General features: G+C 56.4%; 8 protein-coding genes. 2 read left to right on the forward strand and 6 right to left on the reverse strand.

The genetic code is table 11. The annotated features are described in order from the left end of the window. From ATN84_RS22590 to ATN84_RS22615, 6 genes are all read right to left on the reverse strand, one after another. A partial coding sequence (locus ATN84_RS22590; RefSeq protein ID WP_161939614.1) for an autotransporter-associated beta strand repeat-containing protein occupies nucleotides 1–5,650 on the reverse strand: 5,650 nt, incomplete at its 3' end. A gap of 661 nt (nucleotides 5,651–6,311) precedes the next feature. Further along, nucleotides 6,312–7,132, reverse strand: a protein-coding gene (locus ATN84_RS22595) for an IS5 family transposase (protein WP_153020352.1) whose coding sequence is annotated in 2 segments (ribosomal slippage) — nucleotides 6,312–6,814 and nucleotides 6,814–7,132 — 822 coding nt in all. Because the reading frame shifts where the segments join, the coding sequence is not laid out codon by codon here. 356 nt (nucleotides 7,133–7,488) lie between these two features. Further along, the gene (locus ATN84_RS22600) at nucleotides 7,489–9,591 is read right to left on the reverse strand and encodes a hypothetical protein (RefSeq protein ID WP_068884774.1); all 2,103 of its coding nucleotides are present in this window, start codon (nucleotides 9,589–9,591) and stop codon (nucleotides 7,489–7,491) included. A 22-nt stretch (nucleotides 9,592–9,613) separates the two neighbouring features. Further along, on the reverse strand, nucleotides 9,614–11,890 hold the full coding sequence (locus tag ATN84_RS22605) for a hypothetical protein (protein WP_068884775.1): 2,277 nt from the start codon (nucleotides 11,888–11,890) through the stop codon (nucleotides 9,614–9,616). A 324-nt stretch (nucleotides 11,891–12,214) separates the two neighbouring features. Further along, nucleotides 12,215–13,573, reverse strand: a complete 1,359-nt coding sequence (locus ATN84_RS22610) for an Ig-like domain-containing protein (protein ID WP_068884776.1) — start codon at nucleotides 13,571–13,573, stop codon at nucleotides 12,215–12,217. Nucleotides 13,574–13,652: 79 nt separating this feature from the next. After that, nucleotides 13,653–15,233 (reverse strand): hypothetical protein, encoded by a 1,581-nt coding sequence (locus ATN84_RS22615; protein WP_068884777.1) that lies wholly within the window; start codon nucleotides 15,231–15,233, stop codon nucleotides 13,653–13,655. Between the two features lie 941 nt (nucleotides 15,234–16,174). On the opposite strand from ATN84_RS22615, the gene ATN84_RS22625 reads away from it, so the two are divergent. Both ATN84_RS22625 and ATN84_RS22630 read left to right on the forward strand, forming a co-directional pair. Next, nucleotides 16,175–17,182 (forward strand): hypothetical protein, encoded by a 1,008-nt coding sequence (locus tag ATN84_RS22625; RefSeq protein ID WP_068884779.1) that lies wholly within the window; start codon nucleotides 16,175–16,177, stop codon nucleotides 17,180–17,182. Nucleotides 17,183–17,229: 47 nt separating this feature from the next. Further along, entirely contained in the window at nucleotides 17,230–18,162 is a 933-nt protein-coding gene (locus ATN84_RS22630) for a hypothetical protein (protein ID WP_068884780.1), read from the forward strand. Nucleotides 18,163–18,171 lie beyond the last annotated feature (9 nt).

The following is an 18,171-nucleotide window of genomic DNA, read 5'->3' on the forward strand; positions in this document are numbered from 1 at the left end:
CGCCCGGCCCGTCACCCTCGGCGAGGACCGGATTGGCCGCGCCGCTCCAGTAGCGGTTGCCGACGCGCCCGCGCAGCGTGCCCACCCTGTTCAGCTCCTGCAGCACATGCGCATAGGCCTCGTAGATCGGCACACCAGGCTGGAAGTGGGGCGTAGGTCCTGGTTCCAAATGCGAGCGCAGATACCAATCGCCATCGCTTGGATCGGTAACTCCACCCTTATAGAGCCTATAGGCATAGGCGCCACCGACCTTTATCTGATCGCCGGCGAAGATATAATCGCCGGCAAGCGTAAACGTGCCATTCGAAGCGCCGCCGACATCAATGATCTTGATGCCTTTATCGGTCTGCGCGCCGCCGCCGTCCAGGTTCGTCACCTGAACATTGGTCTTGCCCGAAGTGCTGCCTGTGACGACGAGCAGATCCGTCGGCGAGTCGTCACCGCCAAGCACGGCCTCGATGGAAAGCGTGCCGCCCTGCCCGATATAGTCACCATCGACGGTCAGCGTGCCGATCGAATTGCCTGGCGCAATCGTGCCGCCGGCAGCGTTCAGCGTCGTGCCAACGATGCCGGCGCCCTGCAATTGTCCACCGAGCACGTCGATCATGCCCCCGAGCCTTTCATTGACCTCCAGGATACCCTTGTTGACTTTATGGACGCCGGTCAGACCGGAATAATCACCATCGAGAACTGTCTTGCCCGGGCCCATCTGGTCAAAACCGCCCGTGCCGGTGACGGCATTCTTGAAGATGACATCGTCCGAGCGGTTGAAAGCGAGCGTCCCGTCATTGGTGATCGCGCCTTCGACGCTACCCGAAGTGCCGCCTTCGCCAAGTTGTAATGTACCCTCGCTGATTGCCGTGCCACCGGTGTAGCTGTTTTTCCCCGCGAGGATCAGCGTGCCGGCTTCGGTCTTGACGAGCTTGCCTGATCCTGCCAGCTCCGAGGCGATGGTCGCCGTCGTCCCGGCTGCACGCCCCCCAAGCCCGGTGCGGATGATGGTCTCGGCCGCACCCAGCCTGATCGCGTCACCCTCGATGCGGTAGCCATCGACAGCGAACTGCATGCCGGAGACCAGGATCGGGCCACCGCTGCCATCAACCGTCACTTTACCAGCGGGGAGGTTCCGGAAGATGGCGAAATTGTCATCCATCCATTTACCGTCGGTCGTCCCTGGCACCCCATTAGTCCAGCTGTTGTTGGCGAGGTCCCATGTCCCATTGCCACCTTTCCAGTAGTTTAAGACGACACCATTTGTGCTGATCAGATTGACCTCGTGCTCGATGCTCGTATCTACCGCCAGATCGTTTGGATCGATATTCCCGGGCACTTTACCCAGATCAAGCCCATTGTCGGTGAGCGCGCCGCCATAATCGAACAGCCGGTAGAGCCCCGGGGTAAAGCCGCCGTGATCGGTGATATTAAGCACGCCATCCAGGACCAGATCGCCCATCACATTGAAGAGGCCGGGATCCGCTGCCGCCTGCGGCGCGCCGAGCGAAACATCAACATTGGACGCGCTCGAAAGCGTCAGATCGCCGTCGATGGTGAGCCGCTCACCCTGGCGCCCGAGAAGCGTGCCGCCATCTGCGACGGTCGTCGAGCCGACTGTGCCCGTGCCGCCGAGCGTCCCCCCCGAGGCGACGTTCATGGTGCCGCCGAGCGGGCCATCCACATACAGTATCCCGTCCGACACGGTGGTCTTGCCGGAAAAGCCGCCGCTGCTGCCCGTCAGCGTCAGGGTGCCACCGCCATCCTTGACGAACTGGCCGGTCCCGGTCACATTGCCCGACAGCGTCAGATCGCCGTTTGGATCGGTCAGGAAGGTGCCACCGCCGGCATTGACTGTCACGTTGCGCGAGGTGGTGATCTGTTTGGTGCTCTGCAGCGTACCGCCATTGAAGGTGAGAGCGCCTGCCGGCGTTTCGTTGGCACAGCCGAGACTGCAGTCGAAGGCTACGGCCAGCGTGCCGTCATTGAGCACCGTACCGCCGGTATAGGTGTTCGTGTGATCGGAGAGTATCAGCTTGCCGGCACCGTCCTTGATGAGGCGGCCTGCTCCGGAAAGCTGGCCGCCCAGCGTCACGCTGGTCGATGAAGCGGTTTCGATCACACCGTCCGTGTTGAATTTAACGGGATCAGCGTAGTTGGTGGTGGAGGTGACGAGCAGTGTGGCGGTAGATCCGCCGCCTGCAACGGTCGTATCGAAGACGAGCCCGCCCGAGCCGAGATTGTCTCCTGTGGCAATCGACAGTGTGCCATCCGCGATCGTGATGGTGCCTGTATAGCTCGCGCTGTTGCCCACGTTCGCTAGCACCAATGTGCCGGCGCCAAGTTTGGTGAGCGCGCCTGTGCCGCTGATCGCTTTCGAGATCGTGAAGGATGAATTGGCGACATCGACACCCCCGCCGCCCGTGCCGACCGTTAAATTGCGCGATGTCGCTGCATATCCGCCCGTAACCTGCAACGTGCCGCCGGTGAGTGTCAGCCCGCCGGTTGATGCACCGAGATTACCATCGGCGGACACCGACAGAACGCCGCCTTTGATCAAGGTGCCGCCGGAATATTCATTGGCACCGCTCAGCACCAAGATACCACGGTCCCCCTTCACCAGTGGCCCAGTACCGATAAGTTTGGAGTTGATCGTGGCGATATACGCTGCGCTGACATCCGTGTGATCGCCGACGCGAATGAGAGTCTCTCCCGTTGTCGCATCAGGTACCAGCGTAATGGGTTCTCCCTGCACCGTATAACCATCAACCGAAAACTGCATACCGGAGACGCGGATCGGACCCGCGGTGCTGCTGTCCACCTGCACCGTACCGCCTTGGCCCATGAAAATCGCGAAGCTGCTGTCGCTGAAACCGCCATTGGCGGAGCCGTCGGCGATCGTCCAGTTGGTCAAGCCGCCAGCGGCCTGCCAGGTGCCCGATCCACCGTCGACCTTACATACACCGCCGGAGCAGTCGGGCGCGGTATGGCTGCCGTCCCAGAAATTATAGGTATTAGTGACGGGATTTGTATTGTTATAGAGGTTCACGCGATCGCTGGTAATTTGCAGACTCAAATTGGATTGGCTTGGGGTGACGCTGCCGAGCGTTAAGTTGCTTCCGTTGATCGTTCCATGAACAAGGCCGTATATGCCTGGACCGAAATCCTGCCCCGAATTGTTCTCGATGGTCACGACACCGCCATTCAGATTCACGGTACCGTTGACCTGGACCATCAACGCGTCATGGTTGCCATTGGGATCGATTCCGTATTTGTAATCCAGCTTCGCACCGTTCTGTACGGTGAGATCGCCATTGATGGTCACCCTGTTGATGCCATTGGCGTTGCTGTCCTGTGTAAGCAATGTACCGCCGTCCAGCATCACGCTGCCGCCGATCGTACCGGTGCCTGGGTTGCTGCCCTCACCGCCAGCCAGTGTTGCACCATTGTTCACCGTGACCAGACCCGTCGCTTGGGTTTGATCACCGTTAATGACGAGCTTGCTGTTGGCAGCAATATCCGTACTGCCCTTGTAACTGTTGTCGCCGCCCAGGGTCAGTTCAAGACCGTCCTGTACCATAACCAAGCCGGCGCCGCTAATCTTGCCGTCATAGGATAAGCTGCCCGAACGATCGAAAATAAGCTTGGTTGTTGTGTTCGTGAGCGCGACGCTGCTATTTGCGCCGCCGAGCGTGCCTGTCGCACCGCCGTTACCCACATGCAGGTCTCCCCCGCTGATTGTCATGGCGCCCGAATAACCGCCATTGTTGCCGGTAAGGATCAGATTGCCGTTGCCGGTCTTGGTGAGAGCGCCGGCGCCAGCAATATCGCCCTCCACGTGCAGAACGCTGTTTGATTTAAGCGTCCCCGCGCCAGCCATCGTTATCGCGCGCTGCGAGCCGAATGTCAGCCCGCCCGAATTCGTGTTCTCCAGCGTACCGCCATTAAAGGTGATCCCACTCGATGAGGCACCAATATTGTTCTCAGACGATATGGAGAGCACGCCACCATGGATGAAGGTACCGCCGGTATACTGATTGGCGCCCAAGAGCACCAAGGATCCCGCACCATATTTGTGGAGCGGGCCGCCTGCACTAAGCGACTGGGAAACAGTGAACGTGTTATTTTGATCGGCGATGTCAAAACCGCCGCCCCCGGCGCCCCAGACGACGGGACGGGTGCCAAAGTCCGAGAACGTCGTCCCCGTCACCTGCAGCGTTCCGCCGTTGAATGTGAGCGATGCATTTGCAGCGGGGTTAAGGCCGAGCGCCCCGAGCTGGGCATTATCTGAAACGGACAGCACGCCACCCAGCAACTGCCATCGCGACATATAGTTTGTTGTGTTCTGCAACGTCCAAAGCGCTGTGCCCGTCACCTGAAACCCAGTGAAAGCGGCAAATTGAGTGGTGAGCTTGGTTACGTCAAAACTGGAATCCGCCGTGCCACCGAGCACAAGCGTCGCCTGTGCGGCACTCGCATCTACCGAACCGTTGCCGAAGTCATAGCCCGCCCGTAGTTCGAGAATGTTGTCGCCACCTGTAAAGATGATGGCTTTTCCATCCGATGCCGGGGTGCTGTTGGTGCCGGAGGCGACTCCGGCTAAACCTTTCAAAATCTTGCCGCTATTGATAATATGAAGATTGGAACCGACGATGCCGTTCCCGCCGGCTCCGGCCGTTGACGAATCATTGATGCCCCCACCACCATTACCGCCCTGAATGGTGCCGGTGTTGGTTATCGTCAACCCATCACCGAAGATGCCGTCCCCGCCGGCTCCCGCGGTTCCAAGGAATGGAGTGACGATATTGCCGATGGCCCCGCCTGGGTTGCCACCGTTCCCCCCCTGGATAGTGCCAGCGTTGATGATTGTTATCGAACTGCCAAGAATGCCCGCGCCACCTAGGCCTCCGTTACCACTTCTATAACCGGACACACCTGCGGTACCCGTTGCAGCGCCACCATCTCCGCCATTCCCACCCCGAATTTCGCTGACAACGCCCTTGTTTTCCAGGGTTCCGCCTGGCAGCATGAATTGCACACCAATACCGCCGCCACCTCCGGCGCCTGCCCATCCTGCGTTAAAAAGCGGGCCGTTGTCACTTCCAGCGCCGCCTAACCCGCCTTCACCACCTTCAATGGATGATGTGTTCTGGATCAGCACTCCTCCGTTCACCACCATTCCGTAGCCACCACCACCACCGCCACCACCACTACCTCCGGCGAAGGCATTGCCGACACTATCCTTACCCGCTGAGCCGGCGCCACCCGCGAAACCGACGATCGGTGCGGAATTGGTGTACGAAGTAGTAATGGAAGGCCGATTGGCCCCACCATCCCCACCCGCACCGCCATCGCCACCGCCATTGAGACCAGCCCCACCAGCACCGCCACTACCACTACCGGCACCAGAACCACCACCCCCGCCGCCGCCGCCGCCCTCGCCGTCCCATCCTCCCCCGGGGCCCTTACCTGGAGAGCCTGGCATACCAGGCGCCCCGCCGCCGCCGCCGATGCCCGAGCGAGCGCTCGTCGCAGATCCGTCTCCGCCGTAGCCGTAGTTTTGGGATTGTGCTGATGAAAGCAGCGCCATTTGTATCAGTGCGATGGCAGAAGCCGAACAAAGCAGTCTTGCAAGACATCTTTGAAGAGCCGGCTTCATCAAGGACGTATCCGAGCGTGTATTTCCTCTCTTACGAAAGAGGTCTCGATCTATCAAAGAGGATGCATAAGAGGCTCGGACGCAAGAAAATCTAGTAAGTTTTGCCATGCTATTCATTCTGACAACCCCCAATTCCAGCGTATTTCTGAATGCCGCGCAAAACTCAAGCAGACAACACTTTCCAGATGCGGACTACACATCATGCTTACGAATATGATTCAGAATATAGAATCTCCTATCACATATGTAAAAAATTGCTATATTTTGTAATAAATATTAGAAAGTGAAATTTGACAACATTCGGTTAAATATTGAATACATTTCCGCAAAAATCAAAATTACCTTCGCTTGGAGTGCGGTTTTAGCTTGGCCATTTGTTGGGTAATCAGGCTCTTGCCCCCAAAAAGCACAGCTTAATTTCTGCTCCTTGGATGCATTCAGGCAGAGCAATACAACTGAGAAAAATCAGATCAACGAAGAGGAAATAATCGGACATAGCAAAGTGCTTTGTCAGGAGCATTCGACATGAAAACCCAGATGCCGGGTCAATTCATTACCATCGGTGGCTTGCGTCAAAGCTGGTGCCAATCAGGGATGAAATATATGCCGCCCAAATTCGTGCATCATCTAAGAGCCTGATTCAAAATTATCCGGTGTAATTTCATATTTTTGCGATTCTGCGAGTGAAGAGCTGGATGGAGGCGATGAAGAGCCATGCGGTTGCGGACGCGATGGTCTGTTCGAAGTCCTTGGCGAGGCGCCGGTTCCGATTGAGCCAAGCCAGCGTTCGCTCGACGACCCAGCGCCCGGGCAGCACGACGAAGCCTTTCGCGGTATCCGATCGCTTGACGATCTCGACGGTCCATTTGCCGATGCGACGCAGGGCGTCCCTGAGCTTTTCGCCCGCATAGCCACCATCAGCAAAGACATGGCGCAGCCACGGGAAGCGACGGACGATCTCGGCCAGCACCAATGGCGCGCCATCACGATCCTGGATATCGGCAGTGTGGATCACGGCATGGACCAGATTGCCATCGGTGTCGGTCAGGATGTGGCGCTTGCGTCCCTTGATCTTCTTGCCCGCGTCATAGCCGGAAGGCCCGCCGCTTTCCGAGGTCTTCACACTCTGGCTGTCGATCACGCCGGCGCTGGGCGAAGCCTCCGGCCTGCAGCTTCCCGACCGATCAACAGCAGGCTATGGTTGAGCGAGAGCCACAGGCCGTTGTCGCGCCACAGATAAAACCAGCGCCGCACCGTCGAGACGGGCGGAAAGCAGGGCGGCAGCATCCGCCACGGCAGCCCGCCGCGTAGTAGATACAAAATCGCCTCGATAATGCGCCTGAGCGGCCACTTGCGCGGACGCCCCACAGACGAGGGCGGCGGAAAGAAGGGCTCGAGCACCGCCCATTCGGCATCGGTCAAATCGCTTGGCAAAGCCAGGTCTGCACGGGCATATTGCGCCCGAGTGGTATCGGTCCACATCGTCGATCTCCGGAAGTTTGTTGCAAAACCCCTGAATCAACGACTGGCGCTAGCGTCAAGCTAACTAACTGATACCACTCAACTTAATTTCGGATCAGGCTCTAAGAATCGTCCGATCATGCTTATGTAAACGGTTTCCCACTTTGTGGAGCCGATTTGACAGGCTTCAGCCGACCATGGCCTTTGGGGCCATGGTCGTGGTGTTGTGGTCTGCCTCGCAGCGGGCGCCGCCCTAGAGTGTCGTGTGGAGGTCGAAGTATGTGGTTGCGCCTGGAGCGATGTTGGAGGCTTCAGCCGACCATGGCCTTTGGGGCCATGGTCGTGGTGTTGTGGTCTGCCTCGCAGCGGGCGCCGCCCTAGAGTGTCGTGTGGAGGTCGAAGTATGTGGTTGCGCCTGGAGCGATGTTGGACCAGGTCGTGCCGTTCGTGCTCAGGATGTTGTAGTCGACCTGCAGTTGGCCTTTATCGTCTGCCTGCTGGCCATTCGTATATCCGGCCATGGCCCATTGCGGCAGGTATACCGCAACCGATTGTCCCGACAGCAACGGACTGCGGGCATCGACATTATAGGTCACGGCAATGATGTTGCGTGCCGGATCGGACAAAGGCAGTCCGTACACACCGGATACATAGCCGAAGACTGTAACGACATCGCCCTGTTTCGCGCCATAGGGCGGGATGGAGACCTTCAGCCCCTGGCCCGTGATATCGCCCGGCCCGACCACATTCTTGGTCTTCGTGATCACCTTCGGCATTTGCGGCCCACGATTAACGGTCTGATAGGGGCCCGTCATCACAGGACCGCCGCTCGTCGTGAAGGCAGACCCGCCGGCCGGTTGCGATTCCTGCTGCCCCGTCGTCACATAGATCAGCGTATTGGAGTTGGTCAGGTCCAGGGCCGCATACGCCACCGGGATCTTGAAGTCCGGATCCACCTTCCCTTCCCAGACCACGCGATTGTTGAGCACCAGCGCCACAGGATCGTCTTTGTTCACGTTGCTGCTTGTGGGAATGGTCACATTGAAGGTGGGAACGCCAGGCGGAATGGTGAGAACACCGTTCTGCAGCCCACTGACGACGATAGGCGCCGGCAGCCGCCCGCTGCCGCTTGCGATCGCAAGCTGTGCCGCAGGGGAGGTAAAGTCATTCCACTGCACATTGACACCGAAGTACGTATCGTTCGCCGATCCGATCAGGAATGTCGCGACACCACTGGCATCGGTCTGCATCACGTAGGTCTTGCCGTCCGGCGCTGACAGCGGCTTGCCGGTCGTGGCATCCCACATCTCCACCCCGGCAACAGGCGGGGTGGTTGGCAGTTTCACCGACTGCGGGGTGGTCACCTGGTTCAGGATCCGGGCCTGGCACTTGATGACCTGCGTCGTATCGGTGATATCCACATCCCATTCGCTGAGGCACGATGCCTTGTCGATCTCAATCCCGCTCACCCCTTGTGTCGGCTGCGATTGCGTAAAGCTGATGACGAGATCGGGATCGGAATGGTCGTTGGCGCCGATCCGCGGGTTGAAGCATGTCGTCGCGATCACCGCATTGGCGATATCCTCTCCATCCAAGGCGGTGACCGTGTTCGTGGCGACACCCTGCCCGCCGGTGACCTTGGAGGTCGGGCTGGTGAAGGCGAGCCGGTCAGACGGGTAGCCGTGCCAGGTCACCACCGTGCCATCCGGCATTGGCTCGCCAGCGCTGTCGGTATAAGTCACCGTCAGCGGATACGGATCGCCGATCGTGCCGTCGCCCTGAGGGCCGAGAACCATCCTCCCTTCCTTCGCCGGCTTGTCCAGTGGAGGCGGCTGAAAGAGGAGCTTCAGGGGATCGGAGGTGGTTGAGTCCGCGGTCACCGTCACAGTGACGGTGGTCTCGACATCCCCGGTGATGCGCAGGGCGTTGGTCATGACGCCGTCGGCATCCGTCGCGCCATTCGGCTCCGCCAGCTCCACCGTCACGGAGGCATTGTCGGCGACAGCCTCCCAGTTCACCGGATGGTAATGAGCGACGGGATCGCCGTTGTACTCCCTGAACGTCGCCTGCAAGAGATGCCATTCGCCTTCCGCCAGCGGATTGTCATCCCAGGAGACGAGATCGATGACTTCCCCGAACTGCGGCTTGGTAACAGGCGTGAACGTCAGCTGATAGGGAGACGATACCGCCCAATTGTCCGCGTCCGACGAACGGGCGTAGACATTGACCGTGATCTGCTTGTTCGGCCCATAGGCCGTGATCTGCGTGGTCTCGCCGAGGTTGGTGATATTGGGCTCGAACGTGAACATGTAATCCGGATCGTCGTCACGGTCTGTCGACCACACAACCTCCTTGATGGTGACGTCGTCCGGTCCGGTATAGATCGCATTGAGCGGATGGGACGGCAGATAAAGCGGCAGCGAAGCGCCGTCCGGTGAGGTGATGATGAGACCGCTACCCTGACCTTGCCCAAAGCTCAACACAAGGTTTGGATCGGAATGATCATAGAGAGGGATGGGACGGCAGATAAAGCGGCAGCGAAGCGCCGTCCGGTGAGGTGATGATGAGACCGCCCTTGAAGTTCGGTGTCAGGGGGGTGTCGGCATGGTCGTTGGTGCCCACTTCGGGATTGAGAACCCCGATCGTCGAGATCAGCGCCGTGAAATCGACGCCCGCCGCGGCCGTCACATAGATAGAGGCCTCACCTTTGTCGCCTTGCACCCGAGACACGTTGGAGGCGTCGCCCTGCAACGGATTGCTGCCACCGGAGAAAGTCAGCCGGTCATCCGGTATGCCGTTCCAAATCACTGGTGTGAAGGCCGGCATATACTGGCCCTTGCTGTCCTTATAGGTGCAGGTTAGCTGGTGCGGTACGCCCGCCGTAAGATCGTTGCCATCAGTGGATTGAAGCTGCATGGAGCCCAGCCCCGGCACCGGATCTGTCTTGGCCGAGAACTGGATTGTGAGTGTACCGATGTCGGGTTTTGTCCCGGCTTTTGCCTGGATGTAGGCCACGGCGGAACCGGACCCGTCATACTCGACACTGGTGACAGTGGTGCCGTCGGAAAGCGTGGTGGTCTGAGTTGGGTTGAGCTTGACGCCGGAGGTCGTGCCGCTCAAAAGCGTCCAATCGACCGGCTGATTACCGTGCTTCTGGCTGCCATCTGCTGTCTGGTAGGTTGCCTGCAACAAATGCGGCGTGTTCTCCGACAGCGGATTGCCGTCGAGTGACTGGATGGCCAGCACATTTCCAGAAGGCGCTGCCTCCTCCTTCAGGCCGAAGTCCTTCTGTCCGATAGGCACATCCGGATTGTCGGATTGGGCGTAGATGGTGATCGTCATGTCCGGCTCCGGCTGAGGGCCATATATAGTCACGGTCACGGTAGAGCTCAGATTGCCCGTTACGTCTGTTGGGTTCTTGGGAGAAAAGACGAATTGATAGCCGGGATCGGAGGCAAATCCCCACCAGTACATGGAACTCATCTGGTCGCTGGTGTTCTGATTAGTCGCCGTCAATTGCACCGGCGTATACATCGGGATCGGATCCGGTCCCGAAATCTCGATCCCATGCGAGGGCTCTTCACCAAATTGGAGAGGATAAAGAACACCCCAATCATAGACACGGGTCTGGTCGTTGAACCCCGAAGTGAAAATCATCGCTTTTGGAATGGGGGTCGTTCCATTGGCCTCGACCGAATTGGTCGCAATACCAGGCCCGTTACCCGCAATCAGCGACCAAGGCCCCTTGGAGAAGCTCAGCCGGTCCGATGGAAACGGTCTCCACTCCATCGTGCGGGAGTTCAATCCACCATACCCAGCGGTGTAAGTGGACGTTATCCCGTGTAGCTGATCGAGGGTTAGTGGCTGGGTTTCATCGGACGTGACAGCCATGCTGCCCTGGCCCGGCAGGGTCGCCGAAGTGCAGAAGACCGTAGCCTGACGGGAAAACACCGGGTTCGTGCCCGTTGCCGTTGCGGTTATCTTGATATAAACCGGCTGCGAACTGACCACCCTTATGCCGTTCGCGGCGAAACCGCCATCATCGACCTTTGTCGGGTCCGTGGTCAGCAGCTGTACCGTGGCGCCCGATGGGGGGGATCCATCAAAATCAACGGACCATGTGATTGTCCCGTTCCAGTTCGAATCCTGAGCGAGGTTGCCTGCGTAATCCGTAAAGCTCGCCAAGAGCGGGTGGACGCTTCCGTCTGTCAGAATCGTATAGGCTGCACGCAAATCGAGAGCGAAAATGTTTCCCGCCGGCGGTGAAGCGCTATTAAATCTAAGATCCAGTTTGGCTGGTGGGATGCCGAGGGATGGATCATCCGCCAGAGCATGAAAGGAATTGGTATAATATCCATAGTACCCACTACTCGGATTCGGGCCGAAATATGTAAGGGTCGTTTCGAATAAACCGTTCGGGGACCGGGTGGACCGCAGCGGTTCTATCACATACATCAGATTTGGCGTATTATACCCACCAAAATAGTTATTAACGAACGACCAGACGATAGCCTCTACGTTGGGGTCGTCGCATTTCGCCTGGATCTTCACCTGGGAATACATATTGAATTGGGAATTATTTGACGGAGAGACGAATTGAATCGTTGTGCCAGCCTTCTCGCCGGCTGCTGCCCCATGGCTGCCGCTCACCTGCGTCTTCCTGGGTGATCTGTCTGGAGCATCCTGCCCAACGGGAGCGCCGGTATCCGGCTGTGTGGGCTTGCTGGAATGCTTGTCGGTCTGGCCATCCGACCGCGGTTTCTTTGGATCTTTTGCCATGCCTGTTCTCCTCCTGGGTATACGAGCGCCGGCGCTTCAGCCGTCTCGCCCGGTTGGATTAATCAATGATCGTCAGTTGCAGTGCATCGCCTCGACTGCTCTTCGCCATGTCCATGCGGGATCTTGGTAGGTGATTTGAACATATGCATTCTCCCTCCGGAGTAAGGGCGTCAGACATCCGCCCGGTGCTCCCAGGAAACGTCATTCGCACGATCAGCGGATGTAGTGGCGCGGCATTAGCGCCACTATTGGTTATTTTCCGCGTTATACTCCGCGTATTGTTCGCATGCGCCTGATCACGGATGCGCAGTTCGGCTTACTGCCTCATGAGTCAGGCGTGAAATCAATCCGCACCGGGTATAGTCCATTCATCCGCGGCTGCAGGGAGTTCGTTCCATTATATGTGTACATAATCCACATATATCCCGGGTAACCCGCATTACTTCCACAAAAATTTTCTAATACTTTTGAGTACGGAATTGTAATAGGCAAATAGGTTTTACCATCGGTTCCGTAATTCTTTACGAACTGTTCTCCCGTCTTTGCATTAAAATTCAATATTCTTGTTTGCATGGTTTCCGTGTCACCATCCGGCAACCAGCCATTTAACCAGGCCGTTACTCGTATGATATCATTATCTCTGTAGTTATCCTTGCCATTCAACTGGGGTGCCGGGATGGCGAGCCGCAGCACGAGGGCTGCTGAATCCAAATCATCATAGGTAAGTGCGCGGTTCGGGATTGGGACGATGTAATGTCTCTTGTCTGAATCCGCGTTATCAACCCCTGTATCGAGCATAACGGGCAATAAGGAAGAATCCGAAGGTAGCGTATCAGGCAGATCATCCGGTCTGGCCAACGGCACGCCATCGAAATCAAATGAATTCACCTGCGAATAATAGCCTTTCGACTCGCCAAAAATCATATACGCTATGCTATTATTCTTTGGCGAAAGATATCCAAATGGGAAGTCAACCTCCAGCGAATTACCGTCCCAGGACTTTATTGGCTGAATCAGCCGTCCTCGTTTGTTTGTATCACTCCCTGAAAGCGTCCATATAATATAATAACTATTTGTAGTTGGCGGTTGCTTTCCCGAAAAAGCCATAGGTACGCTAGCCGACATCTGGCTGTATTGCTTAGCTGGCTGTTCCTCACTGCCGTCGAGATCCGGTACATCGAGTTTGTTGTTGTCTTTCGGTATTTTGGGCTGATTTAGGGTTCCGTTATCGTTGAAGGTTACGAATGCAACTGGCTGATAATTGAAGACACCAAGCCCAACATTATTCTCCCGTTCGACGACCTCGCTCGGGGGCGGTGGAGGTGTCTGCGGATAGGCGGTTATCGTCGTTATCGTCGTATATCGTCCGGCCGCGAGAATGGACGCAAAGCCATTGGCATCCGTGGTCGAATGGCCCAAATCACGCGCTGCCGGAGGAATTCCATTGCCTTTGCTATCGGGTACCCAGTACAGGACCCTGTTACCTATAATGTCGGCCTGCCAATATACATCGATCCCTTCAGGCGCAGCATTACCTTGGCTATCAACGACTGACGCAGTCAGCTGGATGACGGTTTCGGCCGGCGGCGGTTGTGTCTCATCACCATCACCAAATGTTTCCGCGTTTTGCGTGGGCGATGTGACTGCGCTAATTATGTATTTGATATCGTCATTGTTCGCCATTTTTCTAACTCCCTGTATTGAAAATGGAATGCTCAGCGACAGCGTATCCTGCTCCGGAAGCGCTGCCGCTGAATGGCCCTTACGTGTTCAATTTGTAGGTGAGATAACTGCCGGCGAAGAACCACGAGGCCCGGTTTGTCGGAGTGTCCTGATACTTATTGAGAGGCGTAATATAAAGGTCGAGATAGGACTCGGATCCCCTGCCGTTCATATCCGCCCCATATCCGCTAAGAAATCCAGAGGGGATCACCGCGGAATAGGGCGAATTGCCAGTTCCGACCTTTAAAAACTTATTCACATCCCCCTGCGGATCCGGCCAGGCCTGATAGCCAGATTTGTCAACGCCATTGGGATAGAGAGCAAAGAACAAATACCATTTGCTATCGAGGACGTCGCTCGGCATCTCGCTCTTCACCACAACCGGGAGCCCGCCCAGCTTCCAATTCAACAAGTCGTCTCCTGAAATCCATGAGCCTGGGCGTACGGTCCAGTCGGTCACCCCCACCAAAGCACTGGAAATATCCGACCGACGATTGATTTTCGGAGGATCGTTGGCAGGCGGCATATTAGCAATTTCGCCGCTTGTGCCGAACGATTGACGACTTGATCTATAAATATAGGGTTTAGGCCTATCTGTCTGGGCGTAAAGTACCGGCGTGTTATGAAGCTGTTCGTTGTCGGTCCCATTATAGAGAATACCGGTTGGTTCCCAATCGTTTTCGGGCAGATCCGGTGCGTTTATATCCGAAAATAGCAGATGTTCACCCTGACCTTGGAGGACAAGGAAGGTCGTATAATCCGGTGTTCCCCAGGTCGACTGCGCAATCGCCGTACTGGGATCAGGCAAGTGCAGCGCAAACGTATTGCCGCCGGTCACATCCAGCACCCCATTCACAGCGTCGGTTGTAACTGCTTGCCGCATCTCTTCCGGAGTAGTGTCGGTTATACTGGCAATAACGACGGGTTGGCTGCGAACCGCGTAGGTTTGCTTCTCCGCGCCAGGGACGGTGGCGCTTGCGGTGACCTTCCAGGTTTGCGTTGAAGCGAGCCTTAGGGTTGCCTTACCGTCCGTTGTGGTTCTAATGGGATACCATAGGGCTTGTCGGACGCCCGGGGCGGCGGGATAATCCTGCCCCACCATGGTCGTGCTGCGGAAGCTGGGTCCTGGTACAGCGGGCGTATAGTCCCATTGAACTTCGGCGCCGACAATGCCATTTCCCTGATAATCGGTCAGCTGAATCGTCAATAGGATGGTGTGTGCATCATCAAAATGATCGGGAGGCACGTTATTTTGATCAACTATGGGCCCCACGACAGCAGCGGAAATAGGCGTAAGCGTCGACGTTTTGGTAGGGTCGTTGGGATCGTCCCACTCCTGAAAGGTTATCGGCTTCGTGATTGGCGTGTCTGATGCCACTTGCGCTTTAATGCTGACGGAGCCCTTCTCCGCATCCGCGACAGTGATCTTTCCAGTCGCCTGCAAGGTGGATGCATCAATGGGTACCTTTGGTTCCATGGTTCCTTTTGTAGGGGTAAAGATGACATATCGATCGTTGGGATCCGGCGGAAGGGTCGCGACACTAACCACAACTGGATATTCCACGCCGACGGGAGCAACCGTTGCTATGGTCTCCCATTTTGCATCGTATAGGTCTGCCATAATCTTGATCTCCTATTTATTGTTCTCAATCACCCGGTATGGCTGCCCTCGAACCCAATCGCGTAGCAAACAAACGTCACGGCGAGGCTGGCGGGTAAGGCAGCACAAGATCATCCAACAGCCAGAATCGTAATCTGCTCTGACCGGCATAAAGTTGACGGATCGTCGTGGTCGCGGAAGATCCGCGGCCCGAACATCTTCAGGGAATCAGGATAAAGAGCCCACAGGTCTGGAATACATCGTTATATTTTTTATTATATTTTCCGACCGCAATATTCCCCATATATAGAATTATTTTGTTGCCTACAGACTCCTCCTCCTACACAACGTTATTCACTATATACCTACAGATCACAGCACTTTGTGAAATATAGTTTTGTTTATCTTTAAGTAAACGTGTCATATCAAGCTTCATGCGGCAAGTTTTTCCCATTAATAAGGAAATTTTTATTTTAATACAATGAAGTATATTAGATGTCGGATATCGGTTACAGGAATGCGGGTCAGGCATGTAGCGCTATCATGATCTGGCACTCCGCCAGCGGAGATCACGTGTAATCGCATTACCGCGCGCGATACCCCATCAGAGACCGGTGGCGGTCAGAGCACTTGCGCTTGCCTACCGCCGGTTTCGTGGGTGCTGAGCTAAGGTTGCTACTCTTTGAAGCGGAGAATGAATGACCGCTTGCATGCGGAGAGCAAAATAAACCTGCTCCTATACGCACCGTCTGATGAAGACCCAGGGCCGATGGGCCACGCCGCTGACATTCATCTCGGCCATTTCCTTGCTTTTCTCGGGTGACAAAACAAAGAGAATCGCTTCTATCCTTTCGATATCTGGAAGATGGATTGTCATTCAGGATAGACCCTGGAACAGAATGAGATGTGAGACTTACGGCGACTACCGAGCGGGCCGGCTGACCTACCAGTAAGGATGATGAATGTTCTCTAAGCTGAAAGGCATCATTCCAGCACGAGTAAAGGACGCAACAAAACATAAGGAAAGCGCGCCGGCTGTCGGAACGCGGATCGCTTTCTCGATTCCCGGCGAACCCGAAGACGGCTTTCTCTCGCAGATTGCTCTGTTCGACCTCGCGCTTCGCCAGATGTCCCAGCCGCTTCGCGACGCGCGCGTCATCGCCCACTTACGCGGCGGCGAGGCGACTGTGGTTCCGCTCCGCTGGCGGCCGCATCTGAAAAATGTCGAACTACGCTTCATCAAACCCGCTCCCGATCAAAAGCCGGCTTATGCCACCCAGGCGATGGACCGGTTCCGCATCAATGAACCGGATCTCGATGTCGTGATCCTCTGTGACGCCGATACGCTTCTACTTGGCGGTATTGATGATGTCCTACGGCAACTGGCTCTTGGAACGCCTGTCGCGGGTGTGATCGCCCATTTTCCGCCTCCGGATTTCCAGGATCCCAACCAGGATTGGCGCGACCTGTCGAAGCGGATCATAGGCTCATCGGTTACCTTGCTTCATCCCTATACGCTAGTTGATCCCAACCTAGTGCAGGGGCAGGATCGGCCTCTGGCGCCATTCTATCTCAATCACGGTTTTCTTGCGTTCCGGGCGGATGCGCTCAAGGAGTTCTCAAGACGATATATAGATATGCGGGCTCGCGTGGCCGGACATATGACAAAATATCCGCAATTTGTGGGCCAGGTGTCGTTAACGTTGACGCAGCATGAACTCGGATGGAAGCCAGCCGCCCTTCCCATGCGCTACAACTTCCCAAATGACGCGCGGGCGCTTGATTTGCACAAATATGAAGCTGGTGATATCCGGGTGCTTCATTATCTGCGCGAACGCAGCTACAAGCGTAATGAATTAAGCAGCAGCGACACCGCATTCTACCGGTTCATGAAACTGGAACTGGATGCCGCTGACCGGATCGTGCAGAGCGCTCTGCAACGCATCACTGGGGGAGAATACCCCTTTTGACGCAGCCGCAAACCCGCTATTCAAGATGCGCTGATAATGGAAGACGAATGACGGCAACCACCGTGAAAAATGGGACCGAGGCCAAGAAATTCATCGTAACCTGCCACGGTTGGAGCGCAAGCAACTGGCTTGCTTATGCGCTGAATGCCCATGACGATATTTCCTGTGCGCATAGCAGCGCGGCCATCGTCGCCGACGATCCCGCCATTTTTGACGGCGACGGCCTGAGGGAAAATATCCCAGTGCTGCGGAAGGGGTATATTCAACGTCAAACCAAGCCAATTTCGGATGTTTATGCCGAAATCGCGGCAAGCCATCCCGCCCCCTTCATAGGCTCGGTCCATACGTATCGGCTTCGTGATCTTCCGGTGCAAAGCGAATGCTTCGGTCCTCCGGATACCGCCTTCCCAGTGGTCAATCTGGTCCGCCACCCGCTTGATCTGGTGGTCTCCGGCTACGGCCAATTCAAGGACTTGTTTCCAATCGATCTAAACGAATTTGCTTGGACCCTTCGCAAGATTGCCGATCACGGTTTGGACATCATCGAGGACGTCTGTGCACGCCATGACAAGCGACCCGGCGACTTCGACCAGGTTTGCTTTTTCGGTGCCTGTGTTGTCCTCGGCAGTCTGCAGCTCGATCTGAAAGCGCGGGATAGAATTCAGCAGCCCCCTGCGAATACGTCCTGGGATTACCGGGGTGCAGTAAAAATGGAGGAGGTGACACGCTCACCAGAGACTTTGGCCGAATTGATCGAACGACTGACCGGCGAAACCGGACTGGCGACACCGGCCTATCTGCGAAAGGTCTCCTCAATGGGCCGGATCAACACACATCATCATTCGGCTCGCCCCAGCAGCGTCGAACGATGGCGGGATTTGGAAGACTGGCAGCAGGAAGCCTTCAGCCGTTTTCTTGATCACTTTGGTCTGCGCGCGGCCTATATTGAAATGGGCTATAATTTTGATTTCATGGATTAATTGATGAGC

The sequence above is a fragment of the Paramesorhizobium deserti genome, from assembly GCF_001558695.1.
Lineage (GTDB): Bacteria > Pseudomonadota > Alphaproteobacteria > Rhizobiales > Rhizobiaceae > Paramesorhizobium > Paramesorhizobium deserti.

Excerpts from the sequence above, each read along its gene's own strand:
- ATN84_RS22610 (WP_068884776.1), bottom strand. The coding sequence starts at position 13,573 with ATGGCGAACAATGACGATATCAAATACATAATTAGCGCAGTCACATCG.
- ATN84_RS22605 (WP_068884775.1), bottom strand. The coding sequence starts at position 11,890 with ATGGCAAAAGATCCAAAGAAACCGCGGTCGGATGGCCAGACCGACAAG.
- ATN84_RS22615 (WP_068884777.1), bottom strand. The coding sequence starts at position 15,233 with ATGGCAGACCTATACGATGCAAAATGGGAGACCATAGCAACGGTTGCT.
- ATN84_RS22625 (WP_068884779.1), top strand. The coding sequence starts at position 16,175 with ATGTTCTCTAAGCTGAAAGGCATCATTCCAGCACGAGTAAAGGACGCA.
- ATN84_RS22630 (WP_068884780.1), top strand. The coding sequence starts at position 17,230 with ATGACGGCAACCACCGTGAAAAATGGGACCGAGGCCAAGAAATTCATC.